A 15893-nucleotide genomic window follows, 5' to 3' on the forward strand; every position below is an offset into this window, starting at 1 on the left:
CATCCGGACGGAATTCGGATCTGCGGTAAACCTCGGGACGCCGCGGACGTGCGCTCTTGGCGGACATGACCAACTGTTCTAGCGGTGTTCGCAGGCAATGAACTCGCCGGCGAGCAGGAGACGCACGATGAAGAAAGTGACGGAATTGGCCAGCATCGCCGGGGCAATTCTGCTCGTGTCATGCGCGGCAACGCTTGCTGCTGACGACCATGCGGGCGTCCGGAGAATGTCGGTGGCCTCCGAGGAACGGGACGCTGATCTGGAGGTGATGATCTGGTACCCCGCCGCTGCGGGCGGCGAGACCGTGACCGTGGGTGAGACCATCTTTTTCGAGGGGACGCCAGCCAGACAGGGTGCGCCGATACGCGAAGGGAAATTCCCCCTTGTCCTGTTGTCCCACGGGGCAGGCCTGGCAGGTCATGCCGGCGCGATGAGCTGGATCGCGGCACCGCTGGCTCGAGACGGCTTCATCGTCGTGGCACCCACACATCCCGGAAATACGGGGCGGGACCGTTCGGCCGAAGACACCATGAAGCTTTGGCTGAGACCGTCCGATCTTTCGAAGACGCTCGACGCGATCGAGAACGACCCGACGTTTCATCCGCATGTTGCGAGCGATCAGATAGGGGTTCTGGGCCTGTCCATGGGTGGCAATTCCGCGCTTTCCATGGCTGGAGCCAGGCTCGATCCCGAGCTTTTCGCGAGCTATTGCGACACCGACGACCTCAATGCGTCCCTTTGCGAGTGGGTGCGCCTGAGCGGCGTCGATCTCCACGCGCTGGACAAGGAGGCCGCCGGACGAGACAACAGGGACCTCCGGGTCCGGTTCGCCATGGCCATCGACCCGGCACCGGCAGATATCTTCGCCCCTGCATCCTTCGCTGACGTCTCGATTCCGGTTTCCATCGTGAACCTGGGCGAGGCGTCCGAGATTCCAGAGACCATTCAGGCCTCAGGGATCGCGGACGCGATTCCTGGCGCAACCTACCACGTGATCAAGGCTGCCAGTCACGCTTCGATGTTCCCGGAATGCAAGCCGAACGCGGCCGAAATTGCCGTTGAGGAAGGCATCGAGGATCCGATCTGTACTGATGGCACCGGCACCTCCCGGGAAGCGATCCATGCTGAAATCCTCGGACTGACCATTGCCGCTTTTCGCAATGCAATTGGTTCTGCGGACTGAATGCCCGAGGGGCGGCCCGGTGCCCAAACGCCCGGATGCAGCGCGGCGCCGGAACGGGTGCGCGCCGCACAGAGCCGCCACCAGCCGAGGGCGGGCCGGCCCGAAGGCGACGTCGCGCAGCATCAGTCGTCTCGCGCAGGTCAACGACGCGGGCGATGCCGCCGTCCGGTGCGGTGGGAGCAAGCCAGCAACGGGAGGCGGCCTCTGTCGCTGGCTTAGGTGTCGTCACGCGGCGTCGAGCTTCGAGCCGCTGTCTTTCCAGACTTCGGAGAGAAGGTTCAGCCAGTTCCGGCCCAGCACCTTCTCGATACGGGCCTCGGACCAGCCGGCCGCGGACATTGCGTCGGCGATGTTCGGGAAGTCGCTGATCTTCCGAAGGCCGGCGGGATTCACGATCTCACCGAATTTGGTCAGGCGGCGGCCAAAGCCCTTGTCGTGGGTGATCCAGTCGAAGAACGGCCCGTCGTAGCCTTGGGTGAAGTCGGTGCCGATCCCCACGGCGTCCTCGCCCACCAGGTTGATCACGTAGTCCATGGCCGAGATATAGTCGGCCACCGTGGCCTCTATGCCCTTGGCGAGGAACGGCGGGAACATGGTGACGCCGACGAAGCCGCCCTTGTCCACGATATAGCGGAGTTCCTCGTCGGACTTGTTGCGTGGATGCGCCTTCAGCCCCGAGGGCAGGCAGTGCGAATAGGCCACCGGCACGCTGGAGCAGTCGATGACATCGCGCGAGGTCACCGGGCCGACATGGCTGAGATCGCACAGCATGCCGACACGGTTCATCTCGGCGACGACTTCGCGGCCGAAATCCGACAGTCCGCCATCGCGGCTCTCGTAGCAGCCGCTGCCGACCCAGTTCTGTGTGTTGTAGGTCATCTGCGCGATGCCGACCCCGAGGGTCTTGAGGATCTGGACATAGCCGATCTTGTCCTCGAAGGCCGAGGTGTTCTGCATGCCGAGCACGATCGCTGTCTTGCCGGCTGCCTTGGCGGCGTGGATATCGGCCACGCTTTCGGCCTTGACGATGTGCTCCGAGAACTCCCGGAACCAGCCGTTCCACGCAACGAGGTTGGCCACCGTATCGGTGAAGTTCTCCCAGACGCTGCAGGTGCAGTTCGCGGCGGTGAGGCCCGATTGCTGCATCTCGCGGAACAGCGCGCCGCTCCAGTTCGAGATGATGAGGCCGTCGATAACGACTGCGTCCTCGTAGATCGTGCTGGCACTATCTTTCATGATGGTCTCCGGTGATGGTGTGGATGTTCTGGGGGCCGGGCGGGCGCGGTCATCAGGCCGGCTGGCCCGTGACCTCGAACCGGCATTCCGGCGCCCCCGTGGCGGCGCAGGCGGTCTCGCGGCAGGTGATGGGACCGGGCGGGATGCCCTGCGCGTCGCAGAGGAACTGCATCGCGCCGATCAGGAAGCCGTCGAACATGTAGCAGGTGCTGGACCCGGCCTTGTCGCCCGCTTCAAGGACATAGATCGAATCCTTCAGCACGATCGTTGCGGTCAGGGTCTGCAAATCCAGAGCCTCGATCGAGAAGCGGCCCCAGCCACGCTCGGAGAGCCGTTTCAGGTAATGGGCGAAGATCTCCTGCGCGGGCAGGCCGAGAAGTTCCGCCTGCTGATGGCACCAGAAGCGCGCCGACTTTGCGCCCGAGCGGCGCAGCATCGCCTCGTAGCCGGGGCGGCCCAGGGTCTCCTCGATCTCCTTGTGCATGTTCACCATGAAATGGCGCGGGACATAGACCATCGGGAGGCCGTCGGTGCGCCAGATCCCGCTGGCTTCGTCCACGTCGATCTGAACGGCAGGCTGCATGTCGTTTCTCTCGGTTTGCTGGAAGGGGAATGGCCCCCGGGCGATCGCCGGAGGCCGCAGGTCAGCGTGCGGCCAGGAGGGCGTCCGGCACGATGCCGGGTTCGGGGGCCGCGCTGTCGTTGCCGATGAGCGAGATCCGGGAGGTTTCCCTCAGCGCCAGGCCGCCGATGGCTGCCAGCGCGGCGATGACCATCATGTAGAAGGCCGGGGCGAGACTGTTGCCGCTCCGGTCGATCAGCCACGTCGCCATCAGGGGCGCCGTGCCGCCGAAGATCGTGTAGGAGATGTTGTAGGTGAAGGCCGAGGCGGTGTAGCGGGTCCGGGTCGGGAAGGTCTCGGAGAGCAGCGCCGCGGTGACGACATTGGCCACCAGAGCCCCGGTCGCCAGCAGCAGCACGCCGGGGATCGCCTTCCACAGCATTCCGGAACTGGCCAGCAGGTAGGCCGGCAGGACCATCACGAAAAGCCAGGTGCAGACAAGGCGGATGGTGTTGCGTCGCCCGATCCGGTCCGAGAGCGCGCCGGCCAGCGGACAGGCCGCCGCCGAGAAGAACAGCGCGATCATCGTGACCAGCAGGGCCCGCGGTCGCGAGAAGCCGCCCTCGATCTGCAGGAAGGTCGAGAAATAGGTCGTGAACATGTAGAACGACAGCGCGGTCAGCGAGATGAAGGCGCCAAGGCGCAGCATCTGGCCGCTCTGGCTTTTCAGCGTTTCGCGCAACGGCGAATGCGCGTGCGGGGTCTCTTCGGCCGCCATCGCCTTGAACGCGGGCGTCTCTTCCATGCGCCAGCGGAGGTAGAGGCCGACAAGGCCCAGCGGGGCCGCCAGCAGGAACGGAACGCGCCAGCCCCAGCCGGCCATCGCCTCGGCCGACAGGCCGCTTTCCAGCCCGAAGACCAGGAGCGCGGCAGAGGCGAAGGCCAGGAAGGTCGAGACCGGGATGAAGCTGCCGAACCAACCGCGACGATCATGCGGGGCATGCTCCATCACATAGGCGATCGAGCCGGCATACTCCCCGCCGGCCGAGAAGCCCTGAAGGCAGCGCAGCAGCGTCAGCAGGATCGGCGCCGCCACCCCCCAGGCTGCGTAGCTCGGCAGAAGGCCGATCAGTGTGGTGGAACCGGCCATCATCAGGATCGTCAGCGACAGGACGCCCTTGCGGCCGAGCTTGTCGCCCAGGATGCCGAAGAAGATGCCGCCCAGGGGGCGCATCGCGAAGGCGACGGCGAAGACCCCGAATGTCTTCAGAAGCCCCAGGCTGACATCGTCGCCGGGAAAGAACTGACTGGCAATCATGGTCGCCAGAAATCCGTAGACGGCGAAATCGAACCATTCGACGAAATTGCCCATGGCGGCGGCGCTGATGACCTTTCGCAGCGCCGGACCCGAGGTGTGATCCTGATAAGATGCTGTCATATCTGATCCTTTCTGAATTGGAGGCGCCCGTCATGGGCGCATGCCCTGACCCTGGCCTCGCGATATGTGGGTGCCGGAAAGTGCTCAGATGACGCGGCAAACCGCATCATGGCAGCACTCCCTGTAGGTTTTTTCCGCAGGTTCTTGCGCCGCGATCCTCATATGATCAGGCGGATTTGTCTTGATGTGAAATATCGTTTTTCGTCTTATTGATAACAGAGAAGAAATAATCTGGCGTCGGCGACATGACATTGGATCTTCGGCATCTGCGCGCCTTTGCCGTGCTCGGCCGCGAGCTGCATTACCGCCGCGCGGCGGAGAGCCTGCGCGTGGCTCAGCCGGCTCTGACCAAGACCATTCAGCAACTCGAGGAACATGTCGGCACGCCCCTGCTGCTGCGCTCGACGCGTCGGGTCGAGCTGACCGAGGCTGGCCGGGTGTTCCTCGCGGAGACCGCCGATGTCGCCGCCAGGATCGATCGCGCCGTCGAAAAGGCGCGCAAGGCCGCACGTGGCGTCCGCGGCGAGCTGCGCGTGGCCTATACGGACTTCGCGATCAACGGCGCGCTGCCGCATTTCCTGCGGGCCTTTACCGAGGCGCATCCCGACATACACCTGGACCTGATCTTCACGCCGACGATCCATCAGAGCGAGGCCATTCTGCGGCGCCGCGTCGATATCGGATTTCTCTTCGGTCTTTCGGATCAACAGCTCATCGACAGCCTGCGCTTCGACGAGAACGAGTATGTCGTCATGCTTCCCCTGGATCACCCTCTGGCAGAGCGGGATGATCTGACGCTTGGCGATCTGCGGCGGGAGAAGTTCGTCTTCGGAGCCGGCGACAGCTGGATGATCTTTCGCAACCAGGTCTTCGCCGAGTGCTCGGCCCGCGGCTTTCTGCCCGAGATCTCGCTGGAGGCGACCAACAGCGACGGCATCTTCGGGCTGGTGATCGCGGGGGCGGGCATCGCGATCTATTCGAGTGCCATCGGCAACCTGCCACGTCAGGGAATTGCGGTCCGGAACCTCGTGGACATGCCCGCCAAGCTGCCGATCACGGCGGTCTGGGAAAGAAGCAACGGCTCGAAGGAACTGGCGGACTTTCTCAGGTTTCTTCGCAGATACCGGCCTTTGAACAATCCCTCGGCCCGCAACGGCGGGGCTTAGCTCATGGTGAGACGACGTGTCCCGCATCGGGGCGGTTTTCGCTTCAGGATCCTCACCGTGCCATTTGCGAAGTGAAATCCGGACCGCGTGTTTTCCATGAGTGCGCAAAGCCGAAAGGACAAATTCGCCTGCTCGCGGCACCGGACTATCGACAAGCAGAGGCCTCGGCCCTTTCCTTCGGCGGTCTGGCTGCCTCGCGCGGCGGTGGACCGGCCTTGCGCGATGATCGAGATGCTGCCCGTCGGTCTCCCGGAAGGATACCACGCGGCCGCCTCATGGCGGCCGCTGCGGCGACGGTCCGAACCGAGCCCGGAGCGGATGCCGACTCAGCCCGAGGCCTGCGGGACAGGCGATCGCCAAACCCCGATGCGATCGTGCGGCGATTAAGGTGCTGCGAGGATTGAAAATAAAAGACCTTACAAGCAAGAAAAACTGATCGTTGAAAATAAAACATTAAAGAAGTATTATCTTAAATTTAATCGGCGGAATAAATAACCTCACAAATCTCTGATGGAGTTTTGGCGATGAGTGTTGCCCGCAACATCAATGGTGCTCTGGAAATATTTGCGCGCGGCAGCGATAATGCGCTGTGGCACAAATGGCAAGTTCCCAATGGGTGGTCGGATTGGCATTCGCTGGGTGGAGACCTGCGTGGAGGTCCGGCGGTCGGCATCCATGCCGGCGGTGGTCTGGAAGTCTTCTCTGTCGCCTCGGATGGGGCATTGTGGCACATCTGGCAGCAGGCCGGTGGATGGAGCGAATGGGAATCCCTGGGCGGCAATCTGACGGGCAGTGCGACAGTCGCAATCAATCATGATCGCCGGTTGGAGGTCTTCGCTCAGGCCCAGGATGGAACTCTCTGGCATATCTGGCAGCTCGCCTCGTTCCGGCAGTGGTCCAATTGGGCGCCGATGAACGTCGCCGTTGTCGGAAATCCTGCGGTTGGCCGTGATACGGCTGAAAGCGGGCTTCGGCTGTTCGTAAGGGGTCGCGATCGCACCCTACTTTACGCGCATCAGCTCACTCCGTCCATCAGCGACAGGTGGTCCGACTTCAGGCGGCTTACCGGGCCTGCCACGACGGATGCGTCCGTGGCGATCAGCACCGACGGACGAATGGAAGTCTTCTTCGCAGGGGACGCGGGCGCGATGCGCCATATATGGCAGACCCACCTCGCGACGCATGACTGGTCTTCGCCCGGAAACTTTGCGGGCATCCTCGATGCACGGCCTGCCGCGATCAAGAACCAGGACGGTCGCATCGAGATCGTGCACATCGGCCGCGATTCCCGGATCTACAACGCCTGGCAGACCGCGCCGAACAATGGATTTGAAGGTTGGCATGCGCGCGAGGTGAATGGAGTCGGCGGATTTCCGGTGATCGCGATGAATGCTGACGGACGACTGGAAGTCTTCGCGATCGGCGGAGGCAATGTCCTTCACATGTGGCAGGAACGCCCCTCGGCCGGTCCCTGGCACAAGGGAAACCTGGGCGGACAAACCCTTGGCGGCCTTGGACGCGGCATGCTCGAACTTGGCCGCTGTTCCCTTTGGGAAGCCTATTTCTACTCGTAGCGACCGTCCTCCACTGACGACACCGACGGGGCGGGAACCGCTCCAGGCCCGTTGCCGAACGCAGACAGCAAGGGGGCATATCCGCCCGGCGTGGGTTGCCTGCCGGCTCCGGGCCGAGCCGTGGGCTTCCGTTCCGGTGGTCAGGACGCGCTGGCGGTGTCCTTGCTGGCTGCGGGGGGCGCCGAGCCGAAGGTTGATTTCGCGAAGCTGATGAAATGGGAGAGCCTGAGCGGCATGTAGCGGTCGCGGTGGTAGAGAAGCGACATCGGCTGGTCCGGCAGATCCCAGTCGGGCAGCAGGCGCTCCAGAGCCCCGCTTCGCAGACTCTCCTGCACCAGCACTTCGGGCAGCATCGCAATGCCCATGCCGGCCTCGGCGGCGCGGCGCACGGCATGGCCCGAATTGACGGTGATCGTGGCCTCCGGCTGCCATTCCCGGCGCTGATCCCCCCTGGCGAACCGCCACGGGCGGCGCCCGGTTCGGGAGAAGAGGATGGCCCGGAAGCGTTTCAGATCGGCGGGATCGCGCGGCGGGGAAACCGCGGCCAGATAGTCCGGCGCGGCACAGAGCGCCATGCGATAGGGGGCGAGACGGGTTTGCAGCAGCGTGCTGTCCTCGAGCCGCCCGATCCGGAACGCCAGGTCGATGCCGCCCGCGATCAGATCCTCGTTGGCGTCGGACAGCACGAGGTCGATCTCGACCTCCGGCGCCAGCTCCGAAAATGACCTGAGCGCGGGCATCAGCGCCTCGGCGCCGAAACTGACCGGCGCCGCGATCCTGAGGAGCCCCTGCGGCCGCAGTTTCTGGTCGCTGGCCGCGCCTTCGGAGCGCGCGACCAGTTCGAGAATGTCGCGACACTGATCGAGATAGGCAGCGCCGAACTCGGTGAGGGTGTGCTGGCGGGTCGTCCGGTTCAGCAGCCGCGATTGCAGATGGTCTTCCAGCGCGGAAATCCTCTGACCCACCAGGGCGCTTGTCACATTCAACCGGCGCGCGGCGGCGCTCATCGATCCGGACTGAACGACCTCGACGAAGGTGCGCATGGCCAGGAAGAGATTCATTTGAAAGTTTTCCTTTTGAAATATCCAATTCGTATTCGAATTATCGCAGCATGACTATCTCGTTACGGTCGGTGCCAGAGCAAATGGAGCGAGAGGGTTCAAGGTGAAGCGATTTGAGAACCGCACGGTTCTGGTGACAGGGGCGGGGAGCGGCATGGGCCGTGCCGTGGCCCTGCGGCTGGCAGAGGAGGGCGCGGCGGTTGCGCTCTGGGGGCGGCGGGTGGCATTGCTGGACAGGGTGGCCGACGAGATCGCGGCCGCGGGCGGGCGGGCCCTGGCGCAAGGCTGCGATATCGCGAGCCCCGGGGACATCGCCGGCAATCTGGAGGCGCTGATCGCGGAATTCGGCGCCCTGCATGCGGTCTTTGCCAATGCCGGGCACCTGGGTGACTTCAAGCCCCTGCGGGAAACCGGGCCGGCGGATTTCGATGCGCTGATCCGGATCAACATGCTCGGCACGCAGCAGACGATTGCCCAGAGCCTGCCGCGCATGGCCGGCGGCGCCGTTCTGGTCAATGCCTCCTGGACGGTGGGCGCAGTGATGCCCGGCGCGGGAGCCTATGCGGCGAGCAAGGCGGCGCTGACGGCGATGATGCGCACCTGGGCGGTGGAGGAAGGCCCGCGGGGCAACCGCATCAACGCGATCAGCCCCGGCATCATCCTGACCCGGATGGCCGACGATGCGCTCGATCCCGCGATTTCGGCCCGGCTGGCGGACCACACCCCCCTGCGCCGCAACGGGCGCTCCGAGGATGTGGCGGGCACCGCGGCCTGGCTCCTGTCGGAGGACGCTGCCTTCGTCACAGGACAGGACATCATCGTGGATGGCGGCTTCACGCTCGGAGGGGCGCTGCGATGACGGAGCGGGAGGGATACGCGCTCGCCGAGGCCATGAACCCCGGCATGCACCGGGTTCTGGAGCAGCGCTACGGCCATCTGCTGCCGGGCATGGCCGACACGGTCGTCGAAATGTCCTACGGGCGGTTCTATGGCCGTCCGGGCCTCGAGCTGAAAAGCCGCTATCTGGCGACGATCGCCGCCCTGACCGTGCTTGGCGGACACACGGCGCCGCAACTGCGGATCAACATCGAGGCCGGGATCAAGACCGGGCTGACGCGAGAGGAGATCGCCGAGGTCATCTGGCAGATGGCTCTCTATGGCGGTCTGCCCGCCACGATCAACGCGCTCAATACGCTGCTGGCGCTCGGGGCGGAGGACGCGGGAGACGCTGCCGGTCACCGATAGGACCGTTGAGGCCATGGGCAGCATCCCGCGCCCCGGCCTCACGGTTCCCGTTGCCTGCGGCAGTGCGCGAGCTCGTCCATGAGCACGCCGATGAGGGCGGCGGCGGGCATCGGGCGGGCGAGCGGTGCGCCCTGACCCGCCCATTGGGCGCCGAAGCCGTGTTCGCCCCGGGCGATCGCGGCGGCGTGCAGCGCCTTTCCGGCGTCATAGGCGATCGGGTAGTCGGGCGGCGTGACGCCGGAGAAGGCCGCCTCGAGCGCGGTGAAGCGGTTGGCGAGCGCCCGGGCCGGACGGCCCGAGATCAACCGGGTGAGGCGGGTGTGCCGGGCGCCGGGGCCGTGGAGCGCGGCGCGATAGGCCGGATCGGCGCTCGATTCCGGGCAGGCGATGAAGGCCGTGCCGAGTTGCGCGGCGGCGGCGCCGAGATCCAGCGCCGCGGCGATGCCCGCGCCGTCCATGATACCGCCCGCCGCGATCACCGGCAGCCCGGCCCGTTGCACCAGAAGGCGGGTGAGCGGCAGGGTGCCGAGCGCGTCATCCGGGGCGGCGGGATCGAACACGCCGCGATGGCCGCCGGCTTCGATTCCCTGGGCGACGATGGCATCGAGCCCGGCCGCGCGGATCTGAAGCGCCTCGTCGAGCGAGGTCGCCGTCGCCATCAGGAAGAGGCCGGCTTCCTTCAGCGCCGCGACCGCCTGCGCACCCGGCAGGCCGAAATGGAAGCTGACCACGGGCGGGCGGGTTTCCAGCAGCATGGCGAGAAGCTCCGGCGCGTCGTTGAAGCTCGGGTAGATGCAGCGGAGCGCGGCGGGTGGCGCGGCGCCGAATTCGGCGAAGGCCGGCGCGAGCGCCTCCAGCCAGGCCTGGGCGCGGGCCGGATCGGTGCGGGGCGTGGCATGGACGAAGACATTGACGTTGAACGGCCGCGCGGTCTGCGCGCGCAGCGCTTCGATCATCCCGCGCCCGCCGTCGGCATCCGTGGCGCCGATGCCGATGGAGCCGAGCCCGCCCGCCTCCGAAACGGCGGCGGCCATGGCCGGGGTGGAGACGCCCGCCATCGGCGCCTGGATGATGGGAAGTCGGATGCCGATCCGGTCCAGCATGGGATGTGCGCCTTCATTTCCGATTCGAGAATGAAATTGACATTAATTCCGAAATTCGGAATGTGAAGACACTTGTGGTGCTGTCCGGGGAGATGGGGCGATGGATCTGGCGACCTTGGCCGTTTTCCGGACCGTTGCGCGGGAGCAAAGCATCACCCGCGCGGCGGAGCTGCTCGACCGGGCGCCCTCCAATGTCACGACCCGTGTGCAGCAGCTCGAGGCCGAGGTCGGGGTCGCCCTGTTCCGGCGCGAGGTGCGGCGCATGGTGCTGACGGCTTCGGGCGAGCGCTATCTCGATTATGCGGAGCGGATCCTGAACCTTGCGGACGAGGCGCAGCAGGTGGTCAATCCGTCGGAGCCCCGGGGCGGGTTGCGCATCGGCGCGATGGAATGCGCGCTGGCCAGCCGTCTGCCGCGGCCGCTGGCGCGCTTCGCGGCGCAATGGCCGCAGGTTGCGATCGAGCTTAAGGCCGGGCCGACGCGCCAGCTTGCCGAGGGGGTTCTGGCCCATCGGCTGGATTGCGCGCTGATCGCCGTGCCGGAGGGCGAATTCTGGCTCGAGCCCGGCGCACTCGAGCTGACGGCGGTGTTTCGGGAAGACCTCCTGCTCCTGCTCCCGCCCGGGCACGCTGGGGCGGAGCGGCCGCGGGCGCTGGCGGCCTTCGGGCCGGGCTGCACCTATCGGCTGCTCGCCGAACAGGCCCTCGCGCGGGAAGGGCTGGCGGCGGGGCTGGAGATCCGGGAGGTGAACTCCTACCATGCGATGTTTGCCTGCGCGGCGGCGGGGGCGTGCCTCTGCGTCATGCCGCGCAGCGTGGCGGCGATGATGGGCCCCCCGGGGCAGGTCGAGGAACGGCCGCTGGGGCCGGTCATGACCTGTCTGGCCTGCCGCCCCGGCGTCCCGACCGCTGCCATTCGCGCGTTCCGGGACTGCCTGCTGGCGGAGGCGGGCGTCGGCGCGCCCCCGGACCGGCACTGATCCAGGCGCGCGCGGCGGCGGTCAGGCTGATCTGCGTCGGGCGGCGTAGGGGTCTTCGGCCGCGGCGAGGGTGAAGCGCTGCAGGGCGTCGGTGAGCGCCTGCACGCCGTCGCTGAGTTCGTTGGCGGACTGCAGGTTCTGGTCCGACATCTCGCTGTTCTTCTGGATCATCACGTCGAGATCGGCGAAGGCGGTGCCGATCTCGCTGAGGCCGCCGGATTGCTCGTTCGCGGAGTCGGAGATTTGCGAGATGTATTCGGAGATGCGCTCGATCTCCGAGGCGATGCCGGAGATCGACTCGCCGCTCCGCTTCACCAGGTTGACGCCCTGGGAGACCTGCTCGTTCGAGGCCCGGATGAGGCCCGCGATCTCCTTTGCCGCTTCCGAGGCCCGCTGCGCGAGGCTGCGAACCTCGGCCGCCACCACCGCAAAGCCCTTGCCCGCATCCCCCGCGCGCGCGGCCTCGACCGCGGCATTGAGGGCGAGGAGGTTGGTCTGGAAGGCGATGTTCTCGATCGTGTCGATGATGCTGCCGATCTGCGCCGAGGATTTCTCGATCCCCGCCATCGCCGTCATCGCCTCATGCACGATGGCGCCGCAGTTCTCGGAATTCGTCTTGTTCTGGAGCGCCACGCCCCGCGCCTCGTTGGCGTTCTGTGCCGTGCTCTTCACCGCCTTGGTGATATGGGCGAGCGTCGCGGAGGTCTCTTCCACCGCCGAGGCCTGCCGCAGGCTGCGCTTGGCGAGGTCGGCGGCGGACTGGCGGATGTCGGCGGCACTCTGGTCGGTCATGTCGACAGAGGCGAGCACATCGGAGATCGTTTCGGAAAGGGCGCGGACGGAGGCATTGAAATCCGATTTGAGACCGGCGGCCTTGCCGGGAAACGCCTCTGTGATCTCGGCGCGCAGATCACCGCGGGAGAGCGCCTCGAGCCCGCGGGCCAGCGCGGCAAAGGCCACGGCATCCTCGGCGGCCTCGCGCTCGATGCGGAGCTGCAGCGATTTCACCTCGTGGATGTCGCTGAGCGAGCCGCAGGCGCGGACGAGCCCGCCGTCGAGATGGCGGCACCCGCCGGTGGCGCGGAACCAGCGGTAGGAGCCGTCCCGCACCTTGAGGCGGTATTGCACGTCATAGCGCGTGCGATCGGTCCGGTCCTCGAGATGCCCGCTGAAGGCTGCGAAGGTCGGCGCGATGTCGTCGGGATGCAGCCGGTCGGCCCAGGACTGGACGACGTTCGGAAACTCCGCCTCGGTTTCGTAGCCGATGAGGCGGCGGAACTCGGGAGACCAGAGCCATTTGCTGGCCGGGTGGAGCGCGTCGGCATTGACCATCACCGCTTCCCAGAGGCCGATTCCGCAGGCCTCGTCGAGCAGATCGGATCGTGCCTTCGCCTCGCGGAGGGCGGCCAGCTCTTGCCGCAGGGCGATCAGTTCATCGTCACGCGGCGCTCTTGGGTCGTCGATCGGTGTGTCGAACCCGGCCATGGAGTCCATCCCTGTGTCTGATTTATCGCGGTAAGAACTCTGCTTCTTTCGTTAAAAAAGCCTGACTTGCCGCGTGAAATGACCTGCTTGCCCGGCGATCGGTCGCGCGCGCCGGGCCGATGGCCGTGCGGGCGAGCCTGCGGGCGCGGCTCCGCCGACGGCAGGTTTCGTTGCGGCAAGGGCGAAAAAACGCACCGGGCCGGGTTGCATTCGTCGGGCGGCCGGTGGGATATTGGCCCTCCGCACGGGTGTGCTGCCCGGGCGGAAGACGGGGCGCCCCCTGCTTGTGGCGATACGGGGCGGGCGGTCTTCGAAAAAAGTGTAACGTGTGAAAGAGGCGGACCATGGCGGCGAGCATGGAGTTGCCATCCGAGGGTCCCTGGCTTTCCATCGTCATCCCGGCAAAGAACGAATCCGGCAATATCGAGCTGGTCGTCGAGGGCATCGTGTCGGCCTGTGCGGCCTATGCCCCGTTCGAGATCATCTATGTCGATGACGGATCGACCGACGACACGGCGGCGAAGGTGCTGGAGATGGCGGGGCGCCATCCGTTCGTGCGGCTGATTCGGCACGGGGCGAGCGGCGGGCAGTCGGCGGCGGTGCATACGGGCGTGCTGGCCGCGCGGGGGTATGCGATCTGCACCCTCGATGCGGACGGCCAGAATCCGCCCTCGGAAATCCCGAAGCTTCTCGCCCGGCTCGACGGCCGCGCGTTCCCCGAGGGCGTCGCGGTGGTTGCGGGCGAGCGGGTGGGGCGCAAGGATACCGCTTCGAAACGCTGGGCCTCGAAGGCCGCGAACGCGCTGCGCCAGAAGCTCCTCAACGACGGCACCCGCGACACCGGCTGCGGCCTCAAGCTCTTCCGGCGCGATGCCTTCCTCGCCTTTCCCTATTTCGATCACATGCACCGCTATCTGCCCGCGCTCGCGATCCGCGACGGCTGGACGGTGCTGCATGCGGATGTGGCCCATGCGCCACGCCACGCGGGAAGCTCGAATTACGCCAATCTCGGTCGGGCGCTTGTCGGTGTATATGACCTCATCGGCGTCGTATGGCTGCTCAAGCGGCGCAAGAAGGTCCGGGGCATCGAGGCGGGGGACGAGTGATGAGTTTCGAGCGGGTTCTTGAATTCCTGCATGTGAACAGCCTGACCGAGCTCTGGTGGGTCGTGGTCGGCCTCGCGGGCCAGCTCATGTTCTCCATGCGCTTCATCGTGCAGTGGATCTCCTCGGAGCGGGCGCGCAAGTCGGTGATGCCGGTGGCGTTCTGGTATTTTTCGATCGCGGGAGGGTTGATCCTGCTGTCCTACGCGATCTACCGGAAGGATCCGGTCTTCATCCTCGGGCAGGCCACCGGGCTCTTCATCTACCTGCGCAACCTCTATCTGATCTATGCCGAAAAGCGCGCAGCCTGACGCGCGCGCGGTCGCGCTCTGCCTCGCCGGCATTGCCGCGATCACGCTCTGGCGGCTCGCGCTGCTGCCGTTTTCCACGGCGGAGCTCTTCGTTGATGAGGCACAATACTGGTTCTGGGGCCAGACGCTCGACTGGGGCTACTATTCCAAGCCGCCGCTGATCGCCTGGATCCTGCGCGCCGCCACCGATCTCGGCGGCAACTCGCCCTTCTGGATCCACGCGCCGCTCGCGCTCATCCACGCAGGCACGGCCCTTCTGCTGCTCGCGACCGGGCGGCGGCTTTTCGGAGACCGGGTGGGCGCGCTCGCGGGGCTTGCCTTCGCAACCCTGCCGGCGGTGTCGCTCGCCTGCCTGCTGGTCTCGACCGACACGCCGATGCTCTTCTTCTTTGCGCTCGCGCTCTACGCCTTCGTGCGGCTTGGCCAGCGCGCCTCGGCGGGGTGGGCGCTCGTGATGGGCGTGGCGGTGGGGCTCGGGCTGCTCGCGAAATACGCGATGATCTACTTTCCGGTCTCGGCCCTCATCGCCGCACTCTTCGTGCGGCAGGCCCGGATCGGCTGGCGCGATGCGGGGATTGCCGTGGTGGCCGGGCTGGTGACCGTCTCGCCCAACATCTTCTGGAACCTCTCGCACGATCTCACCACGCTCCATCACACCGCCGACAACGCCGACTGGCACGGGGTGCGGCTCGAGTTCGGCAAGCTGCTCGAATTCTGGGGCGGGCAGTTCGCGGTCTCGGGCCCGGTGCTCTTCGGCGCCTTCCTCGTCGGCCTCGGCGGGATCGGGCGCGACTGGCGCATCCGGTTTCTCGCGCTGATGGCGCTGCCGGCGCTTGCCATCGTCTCGGTGCAGGCGATCCTCTCGGGGGCGAATGCCAACTGGGCGGCGGCGGGGCATCTCGGCGCGGTGCTGATCGGGATCACGGTGCTCGCCGCGCGCCCGCGCTGGCTGACCGCGAGCTTCGCGATCAACGGCTTTCTCGCGCTGGCGCTGCCGGTTTCGGTGATCTTCGCCGACAGCTGGCGGATGGGCGGCAATCTGGTGATGGCGCGCTACATCGGCATGGGCGCGATCAGCACCCGCGCCGAGGCGATCGCCAAGCGCGAGGGGCTCGGGGTGCTGGTGAGCCCGAGCCGGGTGCTGCTGGCCGACGAGTTCTGGACGCTGCGCGATTCGGGGCTCGAGATCTATGCCCCGCCCCCGGAAGGCTTCCCCGACAGCCACTATGCCCAGACCCATCCGCTGCCCCCCGGTCCGGGCGAGGTGCTCTACGTGAGCCGCAAGGCCCGCCCGCCCAAGGGCTGCCCCGATGCGCGGCCGATCGAGACCTGGGAGGCGACGGAGGGCTTCTTCGTGGGCGAGATCGGGGCATTCCGGGTGCCGCGGAGCTGCTGGTTCCCCGACGCAGGCTGAACCGGCCGCACTCGGCGATTTACATTCGGACCC

15 protein-coding genes are annotated in these 15893 nt (G+C 66.3%); 9 read left to right on the plus strand and 6 right to left on the minus strand.

Annotation, left to right across the window (positions count from 1 at the left end; translation table 11 throughout):
• Positions 1-127 precede the first annotated feature (127 nt).
• Positions 128-1183 (plus strand): alpha/beta fold hydrolase, encoded by a 1056-nt coding sequence (locus ACF66B_RS12355; RefSeq protein ID WP_111429387.1) that lies wholly within the window; start codon positions 128-130, stop codon positions 1181-1183.
• Between the two features lie 225 nt (positions 1184-1408).
• Here the strand turns inward: ACF66B_RS12355 and ACF66B_RS12360 are convergent, their stop codons facing one another.
• The 3 genes from ACF66B_RS12360 to ACF66B_RS12370 form a co-directional block, all read right to left on the minus strand.
• Positions 1409-2419, minus strand: a complete 1011-nt coding sequence (locus tag ACF66B_RS12360) for a dipeptidase (RefSeq protein ID WP_111429386.1) — start codon at positions 2417-2419, stop codon at positions 1409-1411.
• Between the two features lie 52 nt (positions 2420-2471).
• Complete coding sequence (locus tag ACF66B_RS12365; protein ID WP_111429385.1) at positions 2472-3002, minus strand: 4-vinyl reductase; 531 nt, start codon at positions 3000-3002, stop codon at positions 2472-2474.
• 61 nt (positions 3003-3063) lie between these two features.
• Complete coding sequence (locus ACF66B_RS12370) at positions 3064-4419, minus strand: MFS transporter (protein ID WP_111429384.1); 1356 nt, start codon at positions 4417-4419, stop codon at positions 3064-3066.
• 245 nt (positions 4420-4664) lie between these two features.
• Between ACF66B_RS12370 and ACF66B_RS12375 the strand changes: the two genes are divergently transcribed.
• Positions 4665-5585: a LysR substrate-binding domain-containing protein gene (locus ACF66B_RS12375; protein WP_111429383.1), complete on the plus strand. Its 921-nt coding sequence runs from the start codon at positions 4665-4667 to the stop codon at positions 5583-5585.
• 524 nt (positions 5586-6109) lie between these two features.
• Positions 6110-7159: a DUF346 domain-containing protein gene (locus ACF66B_RS12380; protein WP_111429382.1), complete on the plus strand. Its 1050-nt coding sequence runs from the start codon at positions 6110-6112 to the stop codon at positions 7157-7159.
• Between the two features lie 140 nt (positions 7160-7299).
• Here ACF66B_RS12380 and ACF66B_RS12385 read toward each other — a convergent pair whose 3' ends face one another.
• A complete protein-coding gene (locus ACF66B_RS12385) occupies positions 7300-8220 on the minus strand; it encodes a LysR family transcriptional regulator (protein WP_111429381.1) in 921 nt (306 codons plus the stop codon).
• Positions 8221-8323: 103 nt separating this feature from the next.
• On the opposite strand from ACF66B_RS12385, the gene ACF66B_RS12390 reads away from it, so the two are divergent.
• Entirely contained in the window at positions 8324-9079 is a 756-nt protein-coding gene (locus ACF66B_RS12390; RefSeq protein ID WP_392662770.1) for an SDR family NAD(P)-dependent oxidoreductase, read from the plus strand.
• Entirely contained in the window at positions 9076-9465 is a 390-nt protein-coding gene (locus ACF66B_RS12395) for a carboxymuconolactone decarboxylase family protein (protein ID WP_111429379.1), read from the plus strand. The genes ACF66B_RS12390 and ACF66B_RS12395 overlap by 4 nt, the downstream gene beginning before the upstream one ends.
• 38 nt (positions 9466-9503) lie before the next feature.
• Here ACF66B_RS12395 and ACF66B_RS12400 read toward each other — a convergent pair whose 3' ends face one another.
• Positions 9504-10568: a nitronate monooxygenase gene (locus tag ACF66B_RS12400; protein ID WP_111429378.1), complete on the minus strand. Its 1065-nt coding sequence runs from the start codon at positions 10566-10568 to the stop codon at positions 9504-9506.
• Positions 10569-10668: 100 nt separating this feature from the next.
• On the opposite strand from ACF66B_RS12400, the gene ACF66B_RS12405 reads away from it, so the two are divergent.
• Positions 10669-11547 carry a LysR substrate-binding domain-containing protein gene (locus ACF66B_RS12405; RefSeq protein ID WP_111429377.1) on the plus strand — a complete coding sequence of 293 codons (879 nt, stop codon included), beginning with the start codon at positions 10669-10671 and terminating at the stop codon, positions 11545-11547.
• 21 nt (positions 11548-11568) lie between these two features.
• Here ACF66B_RS12405 and ACF66B_RS12410 read toward each other — a convergent pair whose 3' ends face one another.
• On the minus strand, positions 11569-13032 hold the full coding sequence (locus ACF66B_RS12410; RefSeq protein ID WP_162683216.1) for a PAS domain-containing methyl-accepting chemotaxis protein: 1464 nt from the start codon (positions 13030-13032) through the stop codon (positions 11569-11571).
• 344 nt (positions 13033-13376) lie between these two features.
• On the opposite strand from ACF66B_RS12410, the gene ACF66B_RS12415 reads away from it, so the two are divergent.
• The 3 genes from ACF66B_RS12415 to ACF66B_RS12425 are packed head-to-tail and all read left to right on the plus strand — an operon-like array spanning position 13377 to position 15860.
• Positions 13377-14138: a glycosyltransferase family 2 protein gene (locus ACF66B_RS12415; protein WP_392662775.1), complete on the plus strand. Its 762-nt coding sequence runs from the start codon at positions 13377-13379 to the stop codon at positions 14136-14138.
• The gene (locus ACF66B_RS12420) at positions 14138-14446 is read left to right on the plus strand and encodes a lipid-A-disaccharide synthase N-terminal domain-containing protein (protein ID WP_111429375.1); all 309 of its coding nucleotides are present in this window, start codon (positions 14138-14140) and stop codon (positions 14444-14446) included. The genes ACF66B_RS12415 and ACF66B_RS12420 overlap by 1 nt, the downstream gene beginning before the upstream one ends.
• Positions 14424-15860: a glycosyltransferase family 39 protein gene (locus tag ACF66B_RS12425; RefSeq protein ID WP_111429374.1), complete on the plus strand. Its 1437-nt coding sequence runs from the start codon at positions 14424-14426 to the stop codon at positions 15858-15860. The genes ACF66B_RS12420 and ACF66B_RS12425 overlap by 23 nt, the downstream gene beginning before the upstream one ends.
• Positions 15861-15893 lie beyond the last annotated feature (33 nt).

The organism is Amaricoccus sp. B4 (assembly GCF_043226085.1).
GTDB lineage: Bacteria > Pseudomonadota > Alphaproteobacteria > Rhodobacterales > Rhodobacteraceae > Amaricoccus.

Bases quoted from the DNA above. Each gene is read 5' to 3' on its own strand.
- ACF66B_RS12355 (WP_111429387.1), top strand. From the start codon at position 128: ATGAAGAAAGTGACGGAATTGGCCAGCATCGCCGGGGCAATTCTGCTC.
- ACF66B_RS12360 (WP_111429386.1), bottom strand. From the start codon at position 2,419: ATGAAAGATAGTGCCAGCACGATCTACGAGGACGCAGTCGTTATCGAC.
- ACF66B_RS12365 (WP_111429385.1), bottom strand. From the start codon at position 3,002: ATGCAGCCTGCCGTTCAGATCGACGTGGACGAAGCCAGCGGGATCTGG.
- ACF66B_RS12370 (WP_111429384.1), bottom strand. From the start codon at position 4,419: ATGACAGCATCTTATCAGGATCACACCTCGGGTCCGGCGCTGCGAAAG.
- ACF66B_RS12375 (WP_111429383.1), top strand. From the start codon at position 4,665: ATGACATTGGATCTTCGGCATCTGCGCGCCTTTGCCGTGCTCGGCCGC.
- ACF66B_RS12380 (WP_111429382.1), top strand. From the start codon at position 6,110: ATGAGTGTTGCCCGCAACATCAATGGTGCTCTGGAAATATTTGCGCGC.
- ACF66B_RS12385 (WP_111429381.1), bottom strand. From the start codon at position 8,220: ATGAATCTCTTCCTGGCCATGCGCACCTTCGTCGAGGTCGTTCAGTCC.
- ACF66B_RS12395 (WP_111429379.1), top strand. From the start codon at position 9,076: ATGACGGAGCGGGAGGGATACGCGCTCGCCGAGGCCATGAACCCCGGC.
- ACF66B_RS12400 (WP_111429378.1), bottom strand. From the start codon at position 10,568: ATGCTGGACCGGATCGGCATCCGACTTCCCATCATCCAGGCGCCGATG.
- ACF66B_RS12405 (WP_111429377.1), top strand. From the start codon at position 10,669: ATGGATCTGGCGACCTTGGCCGTTTTCCGGACCGTTGCGCGGGAGCAA.
- ACF66B_RS12410 (WP_162683216.1), bottom strand. From the start codon at position 13,032: ATGGCCGGGTTCGACACACCGATCGACGACCCAAGAGCGCCGCGTGAC.
- ACF66B_RS12415 (WP_392662775.1), top strand. From the start codon at position 13,377: ATGGCGGCGAGCATGGAGTTGCCATCCGAGGGTCCCTGGCTTTCCATC.
- ACF66B_RS12420 (WP_111429375.1), top strand. From the start codon at position 14,138: ATGAGTTTCGAGCGGGTTCTTGAATTCCTGCATGTGAACAGCCTGACC.
- ACF66B_RS12425 (WP_111429374.1), top strand. From the start codon at position 14,424: ATGCCGAAAAGCGCGCAGCCTGACGCGCGCGCGGTCGCGCTCTGCCTC.